The 17,320-nt window shown below is 26.5% G+C and carries 18 protein-coding genes; 6 read left to right on the forward strand and 12 right to left on the reverse strand.

What is annotated here, in order from left to right; translation table 11 throughout:
• Positions 1-37: 37 nt before the first annotated feature.
• The 4 genes from ACPKM0_RS09845 to ACPKM0_RS09860 all read right to left on the reverse strand — a co-directional run bounded on the left by ACPKM0_RS09845 (position 38) and on the right by ACPKM0_RS09860 (position 2,957).
• A complete protein-coding gene (locus ACPKM0_RS09845) occupies positions 38-628 on the reverse strand; it encodes a TetR/AcrR family transcriptional regulator (RefSeq protein WP_472475516.1) in 591 nt (196 codons plus the stop codon).
• A 123-nt stretch (positions 629-751) separates the two neighbouring features.
• Entirely contained in the window at positions 752-1,249 is a 498-nt protein-coding gene (locus ACPKM0_RS09850; protein WP_472475518.1) for a GNAT family N-acetyltransferase, read from the reverse strand.
• A gap of 29 nt (positions 1,250-1,278) precedes the next feature.
• Entirely contained in the window at positions 1,279-2,214 is a 936-nt protein-coding gene (locus ACPKM0_RS09855) for an MBL fold metallo-hydrolase (protein ID WP_472475520.1), read from the reverse strand.
• Between the two features lie 143 nt (positions 2,215-2,357).
• Positions 2,358-2,957: a hypothetical protein gene (locus tag ACPKM0_RS09860; RefSeq protein WP_472475522.1), complete on the reverse strand. Its 600-nt coding sequence runs from the start codon at positions 2,955-2,957 to the stop codon at positions 2,358-2,360.
• A 428-nt stretch (positions 2,958-3,385) separates the two neighbouring features.
• On the opposite strand from ACPKM0_RS09860, the gene ACPKM0_RS09865 reads away from it, so the two are divergent.
• Both ACPKM0_RS09865 and ACPKM0_RS09870 read left to right on the forward strand, forming a co-directional pair.
• Entirely contained in the window at positions 3,386-4,033 is a 648-nt protein-coding gene (locus ACPKM0_RS09865) for a hypothetical protein (protein ID WP_472475524.1), read from the forward strand.
• Positions 4,026-5,480 carry a CotH kinase family protein gene (locus tag ACPKM0_RS09870; RefSeq protein ID WP_472475526.1) on the forward strand — a complete coding sequence of 485 codons (1,455 nt, stop codon included), beginning with the start codon at positions 4,026-4,028 and terminating at the stop codon, positions 5,478-5,480. Before ACPKM0_RS09865 ends, ACPKM0_RS09870 begins: the two co-directional genes overlap by 8 nt.
• Before the next feature lie 10 nt (positions 5,481-5,490).
• Here ACPKM0_RS09870 and ACPKM0_RS09875 read toward each other — a convergent pair whose 3' ends face one another.
• From ACPKM0_RS09875 to ACPKM0_RS09905, 7 genes are all read right to left on the reverse strand, one after another.
• A complete protein-coding gene (locus ACPKM0_RS09875; protein ID WP_472475528.1) occupies positions 5,491-6,300 on the reverse strand; it encodes a CPBP family intramembrane glutamic endopeptidase in 810 nt (269 codons plus the stop codon).
• Positions 6,301-6,316: 16 nt separating this feature from the next.
• The gene (locus ACPKM0_RS09880) at positions 6,317-6,667 is read right to left on the reverse strand and encodes a hypothetical protein (RefSeq protein ID WP_472475530.1); all 351 of its coding nucleotides are present in this window, start codon (positions 6,665-6,667) and stop codon (positions 6,317-6,319) included.
• A gap of 80 nt (positions 6,668-6,747) precedes the next feature.
• Positions 6,748-8,082 (reverse strand): hypothetical protein, encoded by a 1,335-nt coding sequence (locus ACPKM0_RS09885; protein ID WP_472475532.1) that lies wholly within the window; start codon positions 8,080-8,082, stop codon positions 6,748-6,750.
• 116 nt (positions 8,083-8,198) lie between these two features.
• A complete protein-coding gene (locus ACPKM0_RS09890) occupies positions 8,199-9,221 on the reverse strand; it encodes a sensor domain-containing diguanylate cyclase (RefSeq protein ID WP_472475534.1) in 1,023 nt (340 codons plus the stop codon).
• Positions 9,222-9,359: 138 nt separating this feature from the next.
• On the reverse strand, positions 9,360-11,096 hold the full coding sequence (locus ACPKM0_RS09895) for a sensor domain-containing diguanylate cyclase (protein ID WP_472475535.1): 1,737 nt from the start codon (positions 11,094-11,096) through the stop codon (positions 9,360-9,362).
• A 310-nt stretch (positions 11,097-11,406) separates the two neighbouring features.
• Positions 11,407-12,303 (reverse strand): serine O-acetyltransferase EpsC, encoded by an 897-nt coding sequence (gene epsC / locus ACPKM0_RS09900; RefSeq protein ID WP_472475537.1) that lies wholly within the window; start codon positions 12,301-12,303, stop codon positions 11,407-11,409.
• A gap of 92 nt (positions 12,304-12,395) precedes the next feature.
• Positions 12,396-12,941: a biotin transporter BioY gene (locus ACPKM0_RS09905; protein ID WP_472475539.1), complete on the reverse strand. Its 546-nt coding sequence runs from the start codon at positions 12,939-12,941 to the stop codon at positions 12,396-12,398.
• 121 nt (positions 12,942-13,062) lie between these two features.
• Here ACPKM0_RS09905 and ACPKM0_RS09910 point away from each other — a divergent pair, with 121 nt between their 5' ends.
• Complete coding sequence (locus tag ACPKM0_RS09910; RefSeq protein ID WP_472475541.1) at positions 13,063-14,040, forward strand: biotin--[acetyl-CoA-carboxylase] ligase; 978 nt, start codon at positions 13,063-13,065, stop codon at positions 14,038-14,040.
• A gap of 79 nt (positions 14,041-14,119) precedes the next feature.
• Complete coding sequence (gene argS / locus ACPKM0_RS09915) at positions 14,120-15,883, forward strand: arginine--tRNA ligase (RefSeq protein WP_472475623.1); 1,764 nt, start codon at positions 14,120-14,122, stop codon at positions 15,881-15,883.
• A 67-nt stretch (positions 15,884-15,950) separates the two neighbouring features.
• On the opposite strand, the gene ACPKM0_RS09920 is transcribed toward argS, so the two are convergent.
• Complete coding sequence (locus tag ACPKM0_RS09920; protein WP_472475543.1) at positions 15,951-16,526, reverse strand: TetR/AcrR family transcriptional regulator; 576 nt, start codon at positions 16,524-16,526, stop codon at positions 15,951-15,953.
• Positions 16,527-16,671: 145 nt separating this feature from the next.
• Here ACPKM0_RS09920 and rplU point away from each other — a divergent pair, with 145 nt between their 5' ends.
• Together rplU and rpmA are read left to right on the forward strand one after the other, a co-directional pair.
• Positions 16,672-16,983 carry a 50S ribosomal protein L21 gene (rplU, locus tag ACPKM0_RS09925; protein ID WP_472475545.1) on the forward strand — a complete coding sequence of 104 codons (312 nt, stop codon included), beginning with the start codon at positions 16,672-16,674 and terminating at the stop codon, positions 16,981-16,983.
• An 11-nt stretch (positions 16,984-16,994) separates the two neighbouring features.
• Complete coding sequence (rpmA, locus tag ACPKM0_RS09930; protein WP_472475546.1) at positions 16,995-17,300, forward strand: 50S ribosomal protein L27; 306 nt, start codon at positions 16,995-16,997, stop codon at positions 17,298-17,300.
• Positions 17,301-17,320 lie beyond the last annotated feature (20 nt).

A 17,320-nucleotide genomic window follows, 5' to 3' on the forward strand; every position in this document is an offset into this window, starting at 1 on the left:
ACCGTTAGGTATATAAAATCTTTAAAAAAATTTTGTACTATGCATGGATACCATGCATAAATTGATGAACTAATTCTTTTGATAAATTAGAGGATAATTCAAAAGAATTATCTTGTAAGAATAATCCAATATATGTGTTTATTAAGCCAATAAAGCTCCAAGTTAATTTTGTTACATTCTTTTTTAGGTTTGTATGAACATTTGCCATATTAGTAAATGTATCTAATATAATTTGATATTGAATATTATCAAAACTGTGGCTCATTTCATAAATAGGTGATGACTTTGGCATATATTGATTTGATAAAATTATTCTATAAAATTGTGGATTATTTTTTGCATATGTAAAATATGTGTTAATTATTCTATCTAATACAGGATATATATCTTCATGATAATTATTAGGGTTAGGAGTATAATTGCTTATACTTTTTAGTTGATTGTTTAACTCAGTATAATAATTATCTAAAAGTTTATTATATAACCCTTCTTTACTTTTATAATAATAATAAAGAGTTGGCTTTGTTATTTTCGCTTCATTAACTAATTGTTGAACTGACACTCCTTCAAAACCCTTTTGAGAAAAAAGGTTCAAAGCACAGTTCAAAATGTTTGTTTTGTTATCCATAATTAGAATATATACCGAACGGTATATAGATGTCAATTAGTTACTCTTTCTTTTTTATTAAAAAGATTTTTTATAAATTTATAAAACTTAATAAGTAACTAATTGAAATTTATTTTACTTCTCTTATTTGTTAGAAATGTTAAGAATAAGAGAGATTGTCTCTGAATCTTCATTGTCTTTTTTAATAGGTGAGAATCCACATTTTTCATATACATGAATAGCTGCTTTATTGTTTTTATTTACTTGAATAACTATTGATGAAATTGCATCATTTTTTTTAGCATCTGAGATTATTTGATTAATTATCCTAGTGGCAATACCTTTTCTCTGATGTTCTTTACTTACATACATTTGAATTAGTTCAATAGAATTTACAGAAATATTGGTATCAAAAGTCATTCCACAAATACCAATTAATTCTAAATTGCAAAAGGCGCCATACATTTTCCCATTATATGAATCATCTTCGATTAATCTTTCAAAATAAAGCTTTTCTAAGTTTGCTTGTTCTTGATAATTTGATCCAAAGAAGTTTGGATATTCTCTTAATGCTTTTAACCTTATTTCTCTATAAAGTTTTGATTCGTTTAATTTTAATTTTCTAATTGTAATAGTATTCATGAAAAAACCCTTTTTTTTGAATGAAAATATTAAAAAGTGAATTTAGATCCTACGCAAGATAAATTACATACATCATCAAATTCACTAATAAATCTAGAGATGGCATAAATTCCTGTGCAGTGCATAGGAACAATAATTTCAGGGGACATAGCTTTTAAAGCTTCTATAGTTTTTTCACTAACACTTGAGTTTTTCTTAGGAGGAAGATGAAATCCTCCAATAACTCCATATAGTTTATTAATTTTAGTAATTTTTTTTGAGTATTCTATTGTGTTTATAATTCCAGCATGTGCACAACCAGATATGACAAGTAACCCTTTTTTCTTTATGTTTATAACAATAGCTTGGTCATCAAGAATCTTATCAAATTCTTTCTTACCATCTCTTATTACATATGATTCATAATCTAATATTTCAAAATCTGTAACTCTTGGTATTTCACCGGTTACTGCGAATAAAGAATTAGGAGAAATATAAGGTTCTTTTGATTCTATTATGGAGTTTCCATGAGATGTGATTATATCTTTATTTGGGCAATCATTAATAACTGTTATTCCATTATCAACAAAAGACCTACCTGTTAAAAAAACATCAGGGTGTGCTATGACATTTGCAGATTTATCTAATTGAGTGATAACCCAAGGAAGTCCATGAGTATGATCGCTATGTGCATGACTTATTATCAAGGATTCAACTGATTTTAAATCAACTTCTAGTATATCAATGTTGTTTTTTAATGATACCCCATTTTCTGCAGTATCTAAAAGTATATTATGCTTTTTATTATCCTTATATAAACTTATTAATAAACATAAGCTATGTTCACTCATTAATGGGACTTTTAGCTCTTTACCGTTTTTTGAATCCATAGCTCTTTTTACATAAGGTGTGTCTTTTAGAATCCAATCAGCATAGTTATCCATTAATACAGTAATTTCAACTTTATCAACTTCATTTAATATCATATTTAAACCTCATAATAGTATTATTGAATTAAGTTTACTTTTATTTAACATGGGTTTCAATAAAAATATTATTTAAAAATAAATAAAGGACCATTACTTTAAGTAACAGTCCTCTTTTTTTCTAATTGTTCTCTAAATTTTTATTAATTTGTTGCGATTGCAATAGTTGTTGTACTTGTATAAGTACCAGCGGCTAGTTCATCATCAGCTTTATATGATAATTTAAAGCGAGCGATTTCAGCACCTAATAAGTGAACACCTCTTTCGAAAGTTGTTGAGAAAACGCCTACTGATTGAGCTATAAATTTTCCTGAAGCGCTGCTTTTAAATGATACTACTTCACCTTTTGAATCTGATTCATTTGTAGTTGTTGCTGAATCAGATAATTCAACTATTGTTGGATACCAACTAGTATTATAATCACTATCACCATTAGCATCTAAGAAAGCACCTGTTGTAATTGTAGTTGTGAAACCGATATCACTAGGCATATTACCAATTGCAGTTGTTGCAACAGTAAATGCATTAGTTGTTTGCTCTTCTGATGTTAGAGTGATATCTTCAGTATAATCACTTGTATAATTACCTGCGATAGAAGTCATTGAATCATTTAATCTTTGTAATTTGAAAGTGTAATCAGTTTGTTCTGCTGTTGCATCTAAAATAATACTTGGTGAAGAATATGCGAATAATCCAGTGATTGCTATTGTTGCTACTAATAAAGTTGATAATAATTTTTTCATAATTTTGTTTTCCTTTTAAATGTTTTTGTCTTATGGTTTAAATATAAAGCACAATGAGTCTTATGTCAATAGTTTTTTTTAAAAAAAATTATACAAATGGTAAAAATAATAGTTATGTTAGAATACTTTATTATGTTATTTCTTTACAATATAACATTTTAAATTACTTATTTGTTAAAAAAAATTTTTTAAAAAGTTTTAATATAAGTTGTATGTTTATAGTTATAATATTTAAAATAGTAGGTGTTGTGTCGTATGTTATGTAATAAGTTGCCATATTCTGCTAAAGTTGTTACCTTTACTTGATTTATATATATTACTTTTATTAGAAATATTTTTTAGTTGTTTGTTATTGTTAGATTTTTTATCACAAAGCTATCACATAGATGCAATAAAATTGCATATATATATAGAAAGGAAAAATTTGTATGAAAAAAATTAAATATTTATTTGTAAGTATAATTTGTATGATTATATTATTTGGTTGTGAATTATCAACTGGCTTTGATTTAGGTTATTCATTTTATATAACTGAAGTTTCAACTTCTGGTAGTGTAGGTGGTTTATCAGTAGATTATGTTGAATTATATAATAACACTGATGAGGATATTGATTTAACAGGTTATTATTTTGGTGATAGCGAAGGTTATTCTAATTGTTATGAAGTTAAATCAACTCTTAGTTTAAATGAATGGGATTCAACAAATTTAGAATGGGTAAGTACAACAACAACTGATTCATCTGTAATTATTAAAGCAAATGATTATCTACTTATTTTATATTCTAATGATTTTAAAATTGTTGATGAAATTTCAATGACTGAGTTAGTTACTTGGGAAGATGATGGAGAGACTCAAACTGTAGATGATGAATTTTCAAATATTGAATATTTAACTATACCTGAAGGTCTTAAGGGAAGTAAAGCTGAAGGTGTCTATATTTATGATTCAGAGGGAAATGAAGTTACTAATACTTTTACTTATGAAGCTGATGAACAAGAAGATGATCAAGTATTTTTATATATAGATGGAGAATGGGAACAAGGAGAGGCTTCTCCTGGAGAAGCAAATGAATAGATTTAATAAAAATAATAATATAATTAAATTACTATTTAAAATTCTTTTAACTCTTCTTTGTGTTAATTATTTTCTCTCTTGTAGCCTAAGCTTATCTGATTTATATGAAGATGGTGATGATGAAGCTGATGAGAGTGATATTTATTATAGTGAATTAAGTAGTACTTCAGATTGGAGTGATGAAACTCACTCTAAGCTTGATACTGATGAAATTATCGCTAATATTGATATTGTTTTTGATACTTCTACTGTACAAAAAATGAGAATAGTTATTGAGAGTGAAAATTGGGAATTAATGAATGAAAATTTAGATGATTTAAGTGATGAATTAGGAAATTCTACAGATTTTACATCTATTGATAACCCTTTTTTTGTCCCCTGTGAATTGTTTTATAGTCCAGATGGAGAAAGTGAAAATGAATTAGAATGGTATAAAGTTGGAATAAGATTTAAAGGGAATTCAAGTTTATACAATGCAAATTGTAGTAAATTACCTTTTAAATTAGATTTTGATGAATTCGAAGATACCTATGAAGAAATTGATAATCAAAGATTTTATGGTTTTAAACAGCTGAATCTAAAGAGTAATTATGAAGATGAGTCTGAAATGAGAGAAGTCGTAACTTCTCAATTATTTAGTGATTTTGGATTAGTAAGTGCGCATTGCTCTTTTTATGAATTATATATAAATGTAGATGGTGGTGATGAAGAGGATGATATATATTATGGTTTATATACTTTAGTTGAAGAAGTTGATGATACTGTTATTAGTATTCAATATGGTGATGATAATGATAGTGGAAATCTTTATAAACCAGAAGATGATGCTGCAACTTTTGCATCTAATACATATGATGAAGATGAATTTAATCTTCAAACTGATGAAGATGAAAGTTATGAAGATATTTATGAATTATATACTGCTATTAATGATGTAGATTCTGATGATTGGAAAACTAATCTTGAAGCTATTTTTGATGTTGATATATTTTTAAAATGGCTTGCTGCAAATACTGTTTTACAAAATTGGGATACTTATGGTGTTATGTCTCATAATTACTTCTTATATAACAATCCGAGTACTAATAAATTTGAATGGATTCCTTGGGATAATAATGAAGCTTTAGATTCGAATAATAGATGTTTGGATCTTGATATGGAAGAAGTAGATAATAATTGGCCACTAATTAGATATATATTAGATGATTCAAGTTATACAGAGACTTATAAAAGTTATGTTAGTAGTTTTGCTTCAACTATATTCAATGAATCTTATTTAAATCCAATTTATGAATATTATGAAGATTTAATTGAAGAGTCTGTAACTAGTGAAGAATCTGATTATACTTTTACATCATCTAGAGAATTTAAAAATGCTGTAAATGATTTAGAAGATCATACAACAGATAGAAATGATGCAGCTACCACTTATGCAGCTAGTGAATAATAATTTATAATTACTCTATTTCTATATTTTTAATACTTTTAGATAAGATTAGACATATAGAAAAAAGAACTAGTAAAATAACAGTAATATATAATGGAACTAAATTACCTTTAGTATCCATTGGTAATATTGGTAATACTCCTAATGTAATATTACTGGCTGTATGGAATATATGAACAGATAGTAAGCTCTTTCTTGTATTGTTATATATCCAAGCTATAACAATCGAAAGGGCTACTTCTTGAATTAAAAATAGCCAAAAAGGTATAAAATGATGAAAGTTATTAGGGATAAAAAAAAGTGGTAAATGCCAAAATCCCCAAATTATTCCAATTATTATACTAGCTGTAATTGGTGAAACATAAATTTGTAATCTTTTTTGAGCAAAACCCCGCCACCCTGTTTCTTCACCAAGAACACTGGTTAATAAAACATATAAAAAAATTGGAATTAAAATATATATTTTTGATAAATCATTAAAGTAAAAATCAGTAATTTTAAAAGATACTGAAACTCCAATTGCAGTGAAGCATATTAAAGCTGTTGAAAAGATACAAAATATATACCAAACAATATTAAACTTCCAAATTAAAAATGGTTTCAATAATTGTTTAATACCATAATTGCCTTCAATTACTTTGGTTATGATAATAGCAAAAATAATAGGGGAGAAAGTACCAATCATTCTAATAATAGTAATTTCTTTTTTTATAAATATTAGAGGTATCCAACATCCCCAAGAAAAAATAAATGTGAAAAAAAAGAAATATAAAATTGGTTTATTTTTAATGGTTTTTGTGATTAAGTGAGATAACTTCATTGATATTATTCTTTACTTAATCATCTTCATAAAGTTCGTTAATTGTATCCCAGGCTTCAGCGCTTCCTTTTCTTAACTCACATAATAACTTATATTGATTTAATAATGTATTTAGGTGAAGTTTTTTAACATCATTAGGGTTTTCTATTCCCACAACACTTTTTAATTCTTCACTTTCAAGAGAGAGATTTAGAACTCTATTATATTCATTAAGCATTTCTTCTTTAGTTATGTAAAAGAAGTTTTTAACATCTATAAGAAAAGGGGGCATATATTGTCTTCTTTTTAGATCTTCTGCTGTTTTATTAATCATCTCTTGCTTAACATCATTTTCTAAATTTTTATATTTTTCTAATAATTCTTTCATATAATAAATCCTCCTAATATATTTAGGATACTTTTCACTCTTATTAAATGCAAGAAAAATATAAAAGTAATTAATGTATTTTAAAGTTCATCATCTAAAATATATGAGAGAATAGGATCTTCAAAATTAAAAAAATCATAAGATGTATTTTCTACTGAAACATTAGGGAATAGTGAGGCTGAATCATCCTTAGGTAATAAATTGAAGTATTTAGTTGCCCAAGAGATATAGTTTTTAGATGGGAGCTGTGTACTTTTTACTTCTCCATAGTGATTTGGTTTTCCCCCTGTTGCCCCACCAATTAAAATCCCATTATAATCTTTAGATAATTCAATTGCATTCATTAATCCTGAAGAAAAAGTTTTTTCACCTGTAATAACATATAACTTTGAGGAAGCTAATTCATTTTTTAATAAGGAATATAGAGGTTTTATTATTCTAGAATCTCCTCCTCCATTATTTCTTAAGTCTATAATTACTTTTTCTACATTCTCATTCTTGCAGTTTGAATATTGATTTTCTATAAAAGTGGAAAAAGATATTTCTTCATCATTAGAACAAGAATTATATAATATATAAAGAGTATTTTCTGAAGATATATACTTTCCAAAATATTTCTCTTTATTATATTGAAGATAATAAGGGAGAATAGATTTATCAGCTGGATAGTTGTTTGAATAATATATATTCCAATCTAAATCTTTAAATGTAGATAGAGATTTAGATTCTAATTCTATATCTTCTTCACTTCCATCAGGGAATAAAAAAGTCATCGTACACTTCTCTTTTGTAGGTATAATATCTGCCCCATATAAAAGAGAAGGATCAAGTAAACAAGATGGCATCATACTTTTAATCATAAATTCATTTTCATGTGATAAAATAGTTTTTAATATAGAAAAAATGTTTTCAGTATCTGAGGATGAAAAAATTGGTTTACCATTTATTTTTATTAATTCAACACGGGATGGAGATGTAGAAGTCTCAGTTGAAGTTCTTACTAGATGTATATTTTCATTTAATGCTGCAGTAACAAATACACCATCATCTAAAACTACAAGGTTTAAAGGGAAAGCGTCAGTCATTTTTGTACTATATGATGTATGAGCATCATTAATTAATGATGTAAATGTTCTTATTTTTACCCATCTATGCTCATCATCTATGTCTTTACATTCAGTTTTAAGTTTTTCTATTTTATTTTTGTAAGTTTCTTCATTAATACTGTGATAAATATCTTTATGTAAATTAGGAAGTTCATGTTCTAAAAAATATATATCACCTTCCCAATCTTCTAATTCTCCTATCAAATTTGAAGGTAATTGATATATTTCATTCGTAGTTAAATTGCATGCACTTAGTATTAATAAAGCAATAAGTACAAAATACATTACTATCTTTTTTTTAATTGACATTTTACTTCCTAATATATTTATAGTATTTTACTAACTCTTAAATTTTGTTATTAATAATTATAGTATAAAAAAACTATCAATTTAAGAATTATGCATCTATTTTAAATTAGAAAAGATTACTCTTCTCCTAAATATACTATTTGGTTACGACCTAATTCTTTAGCTTTATATAACCTTTTATCGGCAAGATTTATAATCTTTTCTATTGTGATTTGATTTTTTTCAAAAAACAAAGCATCAGAAATGCCTGCACTAAAAGTGAATTTTATTTCTTTATTCTCATAAAAGAAAGATTTATTTCTAATAATATCTAATAGTTTTGATATTTTATGGACTGTTTCATTTCTTGATAAGTTGTAAGAAACAATTACAAATTCTTCTCCACCATATCTACCAATTAAATCAGATTTATCTAAATTATCTAATAATAATTTAGAAAATTCTTTTAAAATTAAATCTCCAGCGACATGTCCATAAGTGTCATTTATATTCTTGAAGTGATCAATATCCAAAATTGAAACAGAAAAAACTAAATTAGATCTATTATATTTTACAAAATCTTTAGATAGCTGTTCAAAAATGTATCTTCTATTATAGATATTAGTTAAGGGATCTAATGATAATAATTTGTTTATTCTAATTAAATTATAATGATTATTATATATATTAGAAACTATCCCTGATATTGTTGAAAGCAAATTAAGATCTTCTTTTTTCCATTCTCTATTTATTTTACACTCATCAAAGCCCATAAATCCTTTTAGTTTGTTATCAATAATTAAAGGATATACAATAATTGATAATATTCCTTGTGGTTCTAAAATAGCAATAATATCTTTAGGAAGTTCACAAATATTATTAGAATAAATTTTCCCATTCTTTTGTAATAAAGGCCTCCATGAAGGAATTACTTCATATGGAATCCCTTGTAAATCGTTAATTTGAGGTTTTATATCTGTATTACACCATTCAAATTCATTACTAGTTAATGAGTTATCTCCATTATCAATAAAAATATATGTTCTAGAAACATGAGTATATTCTCCTATTATGTTTAGAATATCATTTATTTGTTTTTCGAAGTTATTTGTATGTACAGCAAGTAATGCAATCTTAGATAATAGTTCTAAATTTTTCATATATTTCCTTTATTAACATTGAAAAGAAATATTCAGTCTTAATGAATATGTTTTTTTACTATAGAAATATTCTACTATGTAAGATAATTATTAACAAGGATTCTCTTTTTAGAATTACTTTAATAAAAATATTAATAACTATAAAATAACTACTTTATTTCTTCCAGTTTTTTTTGCTTTATACAATCTTTCATCAGCAATATTAATTATTTTTTCAACAGTAGAAGTTTCTTTTTCAATACACATTGAATCAGATATACCAGCACTAAAGGTAAGTTTAATTTTGTGATTTTTGATATTAAAAGTAGTTTCTCTAGTTTCTTTTAAGATATTACATATTTGATTTTTTGTATCATTTTTATCTTTATTTAATGATACGATGATAAATTCTTCACCACCATATCTACCAAAGAAATTAGTATCATCAAGTTTAGATGATATCATTTTAGTTAATTGGATTAATATATGATCTCCAATTATATGACCGTATGTATCATTGATTTCTTTAAAGAAGTCTATATCTAAAATGGTTATAGAAAAAATATCGTTCTTTTTTTTATAGTTATATAAATAAATTTCTAATTGATCAAATATATATCTTCTATTATATAAATTAGTTAAAGAATCTCTTATTGATTGTTCTTTTATTTTTTGTTCCATTTTTCTTTTCTCAGTAATATCTATCATTACTGTTAAAAAATAGTTTTTATTTTCACTTTCAATAATTTCACCAGAAAATAATCCATATAGTATGGATCCGTCTTTTTGACGGACTTCTAATTCAATATTTTTAATAGTACCTTTTTTTGAAAGTTGAACAGCTATAGCTTTATGTTTTTCTGGATTAGGGAATAACTTTAGTTCATCTGTGGTTTTTCCAATTAATTCATCATAAGAATATCCAAGTTTTTCAACAAAAGATGTATTTACATCTATGAATCTCATATCCTCCATGTCGCTAAGCGCCATTAATGCTGGATTATTTTGAAATACTTTTGTAAATTTTAGCAAAGCTTCTTTTTCTTTTGTCATATCCTTTGCTATTCCAAAGATACAATCTTGATTGTTCCATTTTCCTGACCAAATCCTAGTTTCAGCTGGTATTACTCTTCCAGATTTGCTTTTAAAATTAAAAGAACTTGATTTAATTTTACCCTTAAACATTAAATTATATATTCTAGAGGCTCTATTTTTATCTTGTTCAACAATAAAATCAATGATATTCATATGGACTAATTCATTAATACTATATTCTAGATTAGTAATAGTTGCTTGGTTAGCATAAACAATTTCACCATTTTTATTACATACAATTATATAGTCAGTAATTGTATTAAAAAAGTTTTCAAAATATTGTTTATCTTCTTCTATTTTTAAAGAATAATAATAATTATTGTAAATATTAGAAATAATTCCAGAAAGTGTAGCGATAATGTTTATTTCATTTTTTTTCCACTTTCTAAGGATTTTACATTCGTCAAAACCAATGAATCCTTTAAGTTTATTATTTATTTCTAGAGGGTATATTATTATAGATTTTATTTTTTGTGGGCTAAGTATATCTGTGATATCTTTTGGTAAGTTTCTTATATCATTAGCAAATAATTTTTCTTTAGTTATTAGATATTTTTTCAAAGACGGTATATCTTTATATTTTAAAATCTGAAAATTATTGATTTGTGCACTAATTCCTTTGTTACACCATTCAAATTCATTTTTTGTTTCAGAACCATTTTCATTATCTATGAATATGTAAGTTCTAGATACATTAGTATATTCGCCAATGATTTTAAGAACTTTATTCATTTGATAATTAAAGTTGCTAGTATTAAAATTCAATAAAGCAATTTCTGATAACATTTGTAAGCTTTTCATTTTTCCCCTTATAATTTTTCGTTTTTTTATTTAGTTTTCCCCATTAAACTTTGTAGTATTTTACTATAGAAAGTTTTGTATAACAACAATGATATAACCTAAAATGTAAAAAAAAATTGTTATAAATAGTTTAATATTTATCTTTTGTTGTCTTTTTAGGTTCTATTTGTACTTCTAAAATAGTAACAACTTTATGCTATAAAGTATTAGAAATAATAAATACAATTAAAATTAAAAATTATATAAGTTATGATAATATAAAAAAAGCTGTCACAATTTTTTGTAACAGCTTATTTAAGTTAAAAATGAATTAAATACTCATTTTTTTTATTTCTCTATGATTAGTTTTAGGCTCTTGAAGTAATACCATTGTAGATTCTGGTACATCTTCCTTAATCCAAACTGAGGAACCAATTATACAATCTTTTCCTATTTTTACATCACCTAAAATAGTTGCATTTGCATAAATGGTTACATTGTCTTCAAGTGTTGGATGTCTTTTCGCTCCTTTAATAATTTTACCAGAAGCATCTTTTGGAAAACTAAGTGCACCAAGAGTTACCCCTTGATAAATTTTAACATTATCTCCTATTACGGTGGTTTGTCCAATTACAACACCAGTTCCATGGTCAATAAAGAAATAGTTTCCAATTTTAGCACCTGGGTGTAAATCAATTCCAGTTTCTTTATGAGCCCATTCAGTTAACATTCTTGGTAGGATAGGAACACCTGTATTAAATAGACAATGTGCTACCCTATATACTGTTAATGCTTTAATATATGGGTAGGATAAAATAACTTCATGTAGATTTGTTGCAGCGGGGTCGTTATAAAACCCGGCTTCTGCATCAGCTTTTATTTTTTTTCTAATTGTTGGAAGCTCTTGAAAAAGTTTTTCTAATGCTAAATCTGCTTTTTTTCTACTTTCTTGATTTGCTTCACATGAATTATCACATTCGTGATTATATGATAAAAATATTAAATTCGATAAAGTCCATTTTACTGTATTTAATTGGTGCATTACAACTTCTTTAAAAGATTGACCTGCAGCACCTTCACATCTACCAGGAAACATTAATTCTAATAATTCATTTGCACATTTCTCAACACAAATACCACTTGGAAGAGGTTTTAAACCAATGAAATTTGCATTTTCATCAGTAATACGATCAAAACTATCTAAGTATTTTTTGTAATTATCATTCATAAAATATATCTCCTAATTGAAATATATAAAAAAAGCAACAAATAGACAACAAAACCAATGCTTAGCATTGGTAAAATAAAATTATGTTGATTTTATTCTTCTTCAGGAATAACTAATTCATGTATTCTATTATAAAATTTCATAGAAAGTAAAATCGCAATAATTAACTTAATAGTATCTCCTATTAAGAAAGGAAGAACTCCAACTTTAATAGTTTTATCCCATTCCATATTTGTTGATATCTTTAGCCAAGGTACACCAATTAGATATATTGCAATAGTTGCTAAAATGCCACCTATTATAAAATAGGGAAGTTTGTTTTCCTTTTTTTTACTGATATCTGAGAAAATACCTGCAATTATTGTAGATAGAAGCATTCCAAATAGAAAACCGCCTGTAGGTCCTATTAAAGCACCAAGGCCTCCGCCACTTGAGAAAATTGGTAACCCTATTGTTCCTAGAATTAAATAAACTATAAAAGATGTAAGGCCAACTTGAAGACCTCCAACTAATGCTGCAAAAATTACAAACAAAGTTTGTAGTGTTATTGGGACAGGTGGAAGAGGTACTCTTATAAAAGTTCCAACTATAATTAATCCTGTAAATAATGCTGTTATTAATGTTTTTCTTGTATTCATGTGAATGAATATATCAAATAAAAATAATATTGTAAACAATATTTACTAAAATTGGTTAACAATATATTTTATTATTGAATTCTTGATAAAAAGCTAAATAAAATATATTCTAAAAACAATTATGAGTTTAAAAAATGAAGTATTAGATTATTTAGAAAAAAAAGAAGATGAATTTGTTTCTGGACAACAATTAGCAGATAAATTCGGTGTTAGTCGAACTGCTATTTGGAAGGCAATTTCAGAATTAAGAAAAGAGGGTGCTTTAATTAATGCAATAACTAATAAAGGTTATTATTTAGTTAGAGAAACTACTTTGTTGTCTTTTGATGGATTAAAAAAAGTATTACCTGAATATGATATACATTATTTTAATGAGATAGACTCAACTAATACTTATTTAAAACAAATTGCTAATGAAGAGAATGATAAGAAATGTATTGTTGCATCTTCTAAACAGCTTAAAGGTAGAGGAAGACTTGGTAGAGTTTTCGAATCACCTAATGGTGGAATATATTTTAGTTTATTAATAAATTCCCACGATGATAATGATAATAATTTGCTTATTACTAGTATTGCTTCAGTTGCTATTTCTAGAGCTATAAAAAAGGTTTGCAATATTGAGACTCAAATTAAATGGGTTAATGATATATATATTGGAGAAAAAAAAGTCTGTGGTATTTTAACAGAAGGTATTATAGATATGGAAGTAGGTAAAATTAGATCTATGGTTATTGGAATAGGAATTAATTTTTCAACACCAATGTCTCAATTCCCAATTGAAATTCAAGATATTGTTACTAGTATTTATAAGGATGAGGATTCTATTCCTAAACATGTAAATAGAAATCTTTTAGTAAAAGAAATTGCTGAAGAAATCTATAATATTTGGGATAATTTACCAAATAAAGATTTTTTAGATGAATATAGAGAAAAATCTAATGTTTTAGGTAAAAAAGTTACTTTATATAATCGAGATAATACTACTGATATCGCAATTGTAAAATCAATTAATGAAAAGGCTCATTTGATTGTAGAATTACAAAACGGCGAAGAAAAAGAAATTGGTACAGGAGAAGTTACATTAAGAGTAACAAAATAGGCTTTTTTATCTTGAATAGATATTATGATATTTGTATCATAAAGCGACGTAATTAATAACAATAAGGATAAATAAAATGTTGCAAGAAATAAGAGTAGAGTGGAAAACATTAATTGAAGAACAATTAGCTACTTATTATAAAGAAAATATTAGTAAAGACGATGTTAAATTAGCTCCTTTAGCTATACAAGTTCCACCTAAACCTGAATTAGGGGATGTTGCTTTTCCTTTGTTTGCTTATGCAAAACAGTTTAGAATGGCTCCTAATAAAATAGCTCAAATAATTAAAGAAAAAATAGAAGACTTAGATGAAAAACCTTCTGGAGAAATGCTATTAGCAGGCCCTTATTTAAATGTAAGATTAGATTTTTCATCAATTATAGCTTCTTTAAAAGAAAAAGTATTGAATGATGGCGATTCTTATGGAAATAGTAATTATTTTAATAATAAGAAAGTTATGATTGAGTTTAGTTGTCCTAATACTAATAAACCTTTACATCTTGGACATATGAGAAATGATAGTTTAGGTGAAAGTGTATCTGCAATTTTAAAAGCTAATGGTGCTGATGTTAAGAAAGTAAATTTAATTAACAACCGAGGTGTTCATATTTGTAAAAGTATGTTGGCTTATAAAAAATTTGGTAATGGGGAGACTCCTGAAAGTTCAAATATAAAAGGGGACCACTTAGTTGGTAAATATTATGTTAAGTTTGCACAATGGGAAAAAGAAGATCCAACTGCTGTAGATCAAGCAAAAGAAATGCTAGTTAAATGGGAAGAAGGCGATGAAGAAACTATTGCACTTTGGAAAAAAATGAACGGATGGACTCTTGATGGTCTTGCTGAGTCTTATGAAAAGACTGGAGTAAGTTTTGATAAATACTACTATGAAAGTAATACTTATAAATTAGGTAAAGATAAAGTATTAAAAGGCCTTGAAGATGGAGTTTTCTATAAAGAAGAAGATGGTTCTGTTTGGATTGACCTTGAAGAGATTAAGCTCGATAAGAAAGTTTTATTAAGAAAAGATGGTACATCTTTATATATGACTCAGGATATTGGTACTGCTATTAATAGACATGAAGATTGGCCTTTTGAATCATTAGTTTATGTTGTAGCAAGCGAACAACAATATCATTTTAAAGTCTTATTCTATATTTTAGATAAATTAGGATATTCTTGGGCCAAGGATTTACATCATTTATCATATGGTATGGTAAATTTACCTAATGGTAAGATGAAGAGTCGTGAAGGAACTGTTGTTGATGCAGATGATTTATTTGATAATCTAGCTGAATTAGCAAAAAAAGAAATACAAGAAAAAGAAAGAGAGAATTTAGTTGACGGACTTGATAAAACTGCTAATGCAATTGCATTAGGTGCGTTAAATTATTATTTATTACAAGTTGATCCTACTAAAGATATGACTTTTGATCCTGTAAAAAGTATTTCTTTCAATGGTAATACTGGGCCTTATTTACAATATATGGGTGCTAGAATCTCTTCAATGCTTAGAAAATTTGATGAAGTAAAATCTGATTATTCAGAAATAGAATTTGATGCTTCTTTATTAAATCTTGAAGAAGAAAGAGAACTTGTAAAAATGATTGCTAATTTTCCTCAAATTGTTGAAAAAGCAGGAGCTAATTTTAATCCTTCTCTTGTTTGTTCTCATCTTTATGATATTTCTAAAATGTTTAGTAAGTGGTATCACGATAATAAAATATTAATGGCTGATGATAAAAAGATTGTTGTTGCGAGAATTAATTTAGCAAAAATGGTTCTTCAGGTTATTAAAAATTCATTTAAACTTGTTGGAATCACTTATCTAGAATCAATGTAATAGTTGATTTCTAGTTCATATATATTTATAAGAAATGGTTTTTATTTATTAATAGAGACCATTTCTTTTATTTAGCTGAATATACTTTTGTAAATCTTGTGATATATCTTTCTTCTTCCCATATTAACTCCCCATTATCTAAGAATAGTTCGTTTTTTAAGTATTTTATAAAAGTTGAAGAAAAACTTTCTATAGCTAAATCTAATTCATCGATTTCTAATCTATTTGTTTCGTTTAATATTTCTAAAACTATTCTTGTTTGTGAGATAATCATAAAATCAATTGATAAAGAAATGTCTTTTGCTCTTTTGTCGATGAATTTTTGCATTTCAACTATTCTGTAGAAATTAAATAATGTCCTATTTGCATAAATACTATGCCAATGATCTACAACCTTTAATAATACTTCTTCACTGTTCCCTTCGAAAGAAAAATTTACTTTATTCTTAGCAGATAATCTCTTTCCATATAAATACATTTGATTCGTTAAATCTTCTTTATTTTTATAATGAGAAAAAATTGTGCTTTTCGCTATATCTAACTTCTTCGCTAAATCAGATAAAGAGACATTGTCTAATCCTTTTTTAGCGCCTTCATTAATAAACTCTTTAATTAAACTTAATGCAGTATTTTTGTTTTTCATGATTTAATATTACCGACCAATCGGTAGTTATTCAAGATTTAATTTCTTTATTTAAGTCATTTTATTTATAAATAATACTTGTTAGTCTTTTAGATTATTGATATAAACAATATAGAAAATATAAAAAAACAAGGATGTAGAAAACATGTACGCACTCGTTGAAATTCTCGGAAAGCAGTACAAAGTTGTTGAAGGCGATACAGTTCAAGTTGATTTAGTAAATCAAGAAGCTGGTTCTAAGCTTGAATACAACTCCGTTTTAGCCCTAGTTGGTGAAGACGGTGCTAAGTTTGGTACTCCTTATGTTGAAGGTGCAAAAGTTGTTGCAACTGTTGTAGAAGACATTAAGGGTGAAAAAATCAAAGTTTATAAGTTCCATCGTAGAAAGGGTTATCGCAGAACTCAAGGTCACCGCGAAAAATACTCATTAATCAAGATTGAACAAATCGCAAAGTAAGGAGAAGAGAAATGGCACATAAGAAAGGTGGCGGCTCCTCTAAGAATGGTCGCGATTCAAATTCACAACGTTTAGGTGTTAAACGTTTCGGTGGTCAATTAGTAACAGCTGGTGAAGTATTAGTTCGCCAACATGGTACAAAATTCCACCCAGGTGAAAACGTAGGTTGTGGTTCTGACTATACTCTATTCGCTAAAATCGATGGTAGAGTAAAGTTCACTCAAAGAAAAAACAGAAAATACGTAACTATTGAAGCTGTAGAAGGCACTGTAGTAGTGAATGATTTCACTAACCGCAAATGTCTTGTTAGTGAATAAGAGTACAAAAAAACGGTAAA

Origin of the sequence: Pleomorphochaeta sp., from assembly GCF_050031695.1 — a bacterium.
GTDB lineage: Bacteria > Spirochaetota > Spirochaetia > Sphaerochaetales > Sphaerochaetaceae > Pleomorphochaeta.

Bases quoted from the DNA above. Each gene is read 5' to 3' on its own strand.
- ACPKM0_RS09875 (WP_472475528.1), bottom strand. From the start codon at position 6,300: ATGAAGTTATCTCACTTAATCACAAAAACCATTAAAAATAAACCAATT.
- ACPKM0_RS09920 (WP_472475543.1), bottom strand. From the start codon at position 16,526: ATGAAAAACAAAAATACTGCATTAAGTTTAATTAAAGAGTTTATTAAT.
- rplU (WP_472475545.1), top strand. From the start codon at position 16,672: ATGTACGCACTCGTTGAAATTCTCGGAAAGCAGTACAAAGTTGTTGAA.
- ACPKM0_RS09905 (WP_472475539.1), bottom strand. From the start codon at position 12,941: ATGAATACAAGAAAAACATTAATAACAGCATTATTTACAGGATTAATT.
- ACPKM0_RS09865 (WP_472475524.1), top strand. From the start codon at position 3,386: ATGAAAAAAATTAAATATTTATTTGTAAGTATAATTTGTATGATTATA.
- ACPKM0_RS09880 (WP_472475530.1), bottom strand. From the start codon at position 6,667: ATGAAAGAATTATTAGAAAAATATAAAAATTTAGAAAATGATGTTAAG.
- ACPKM0_RS09870 (WP_472475526.1), top strand. From the start codon at position 4,026: ATGAATAGATTTAATAAAAATAATAATATAATTAAATTACTATTTAAA.
- ACPKM0_RS09910 (WP_472475541.1), top strand. From the start codon at position 13,063: ATGAGTTTAAAAAATGAAGTATTAGATTATTTAGAAAAAAAAGAAGAT.
- epsC (WP_472475537.1), bottom strand. From the start codon at position 12,303: ATGAATGATAATTACAAAAAATACTTAGATAGTTTTGATCGTATTACT.
- rpmA (WP_472475546.1), top strand. From the start codon at position 16,995: ATGGCACATAAGAAAGGTGGCGGCTCCTCTAAGAATGGTCGCGATTCA.
- ACPKM0_RS09885 (WP_472475532.1), bottom strand. From the start codon at position 8,082: ATGTCAATTAAAAAAAAGATAGTAATGTATTTTGTACTTATTGCTTTA.
- ACPKM0_RS09895 (WP_472475535.1), bottom strand. From the start codon at position 11,096: ATGAAAAGCTTACAAATGTTATCAGAAATTGCTTTATTGAATTTTAAT.
- ACPKM0_RS09850 (WP_472475518.1), bottom strand. From the start codon at position 1,249: ATGAATACTATTACAATTAGAAAATTAAAATTAAACGAATCAAAACTT.
- ACPKM0_RS09860 (WP_472475522.1), bottom strand. From the start codon at position 2,957: ATGAAAAAATTATTATCAACTTTATTAGTAGCAACAATAGCAATCACT.
- ACPKM0_RS09855 (WP_472475520.1), bottom strand. From the start codon at position 2,214: ATGATATTAAATGAAGTTGATAAAGTTGAAATTACTGTATTAATGGAT.
- ACPKM0_RS09845 (WP_472475516.1), bottom strand. From the start codon at position 628: ATGGATAACAAAACAAACATTTTGAACTGTGCTTTGAACCTTTTTTCT.
- ACPKM0_RS09890 (WP_472475534.1), bottom strand. From the start codon at position 9,221: ATGAAAAATTTAGAACTATTATCTAAGATTGCATTACTTGCTGTACAT.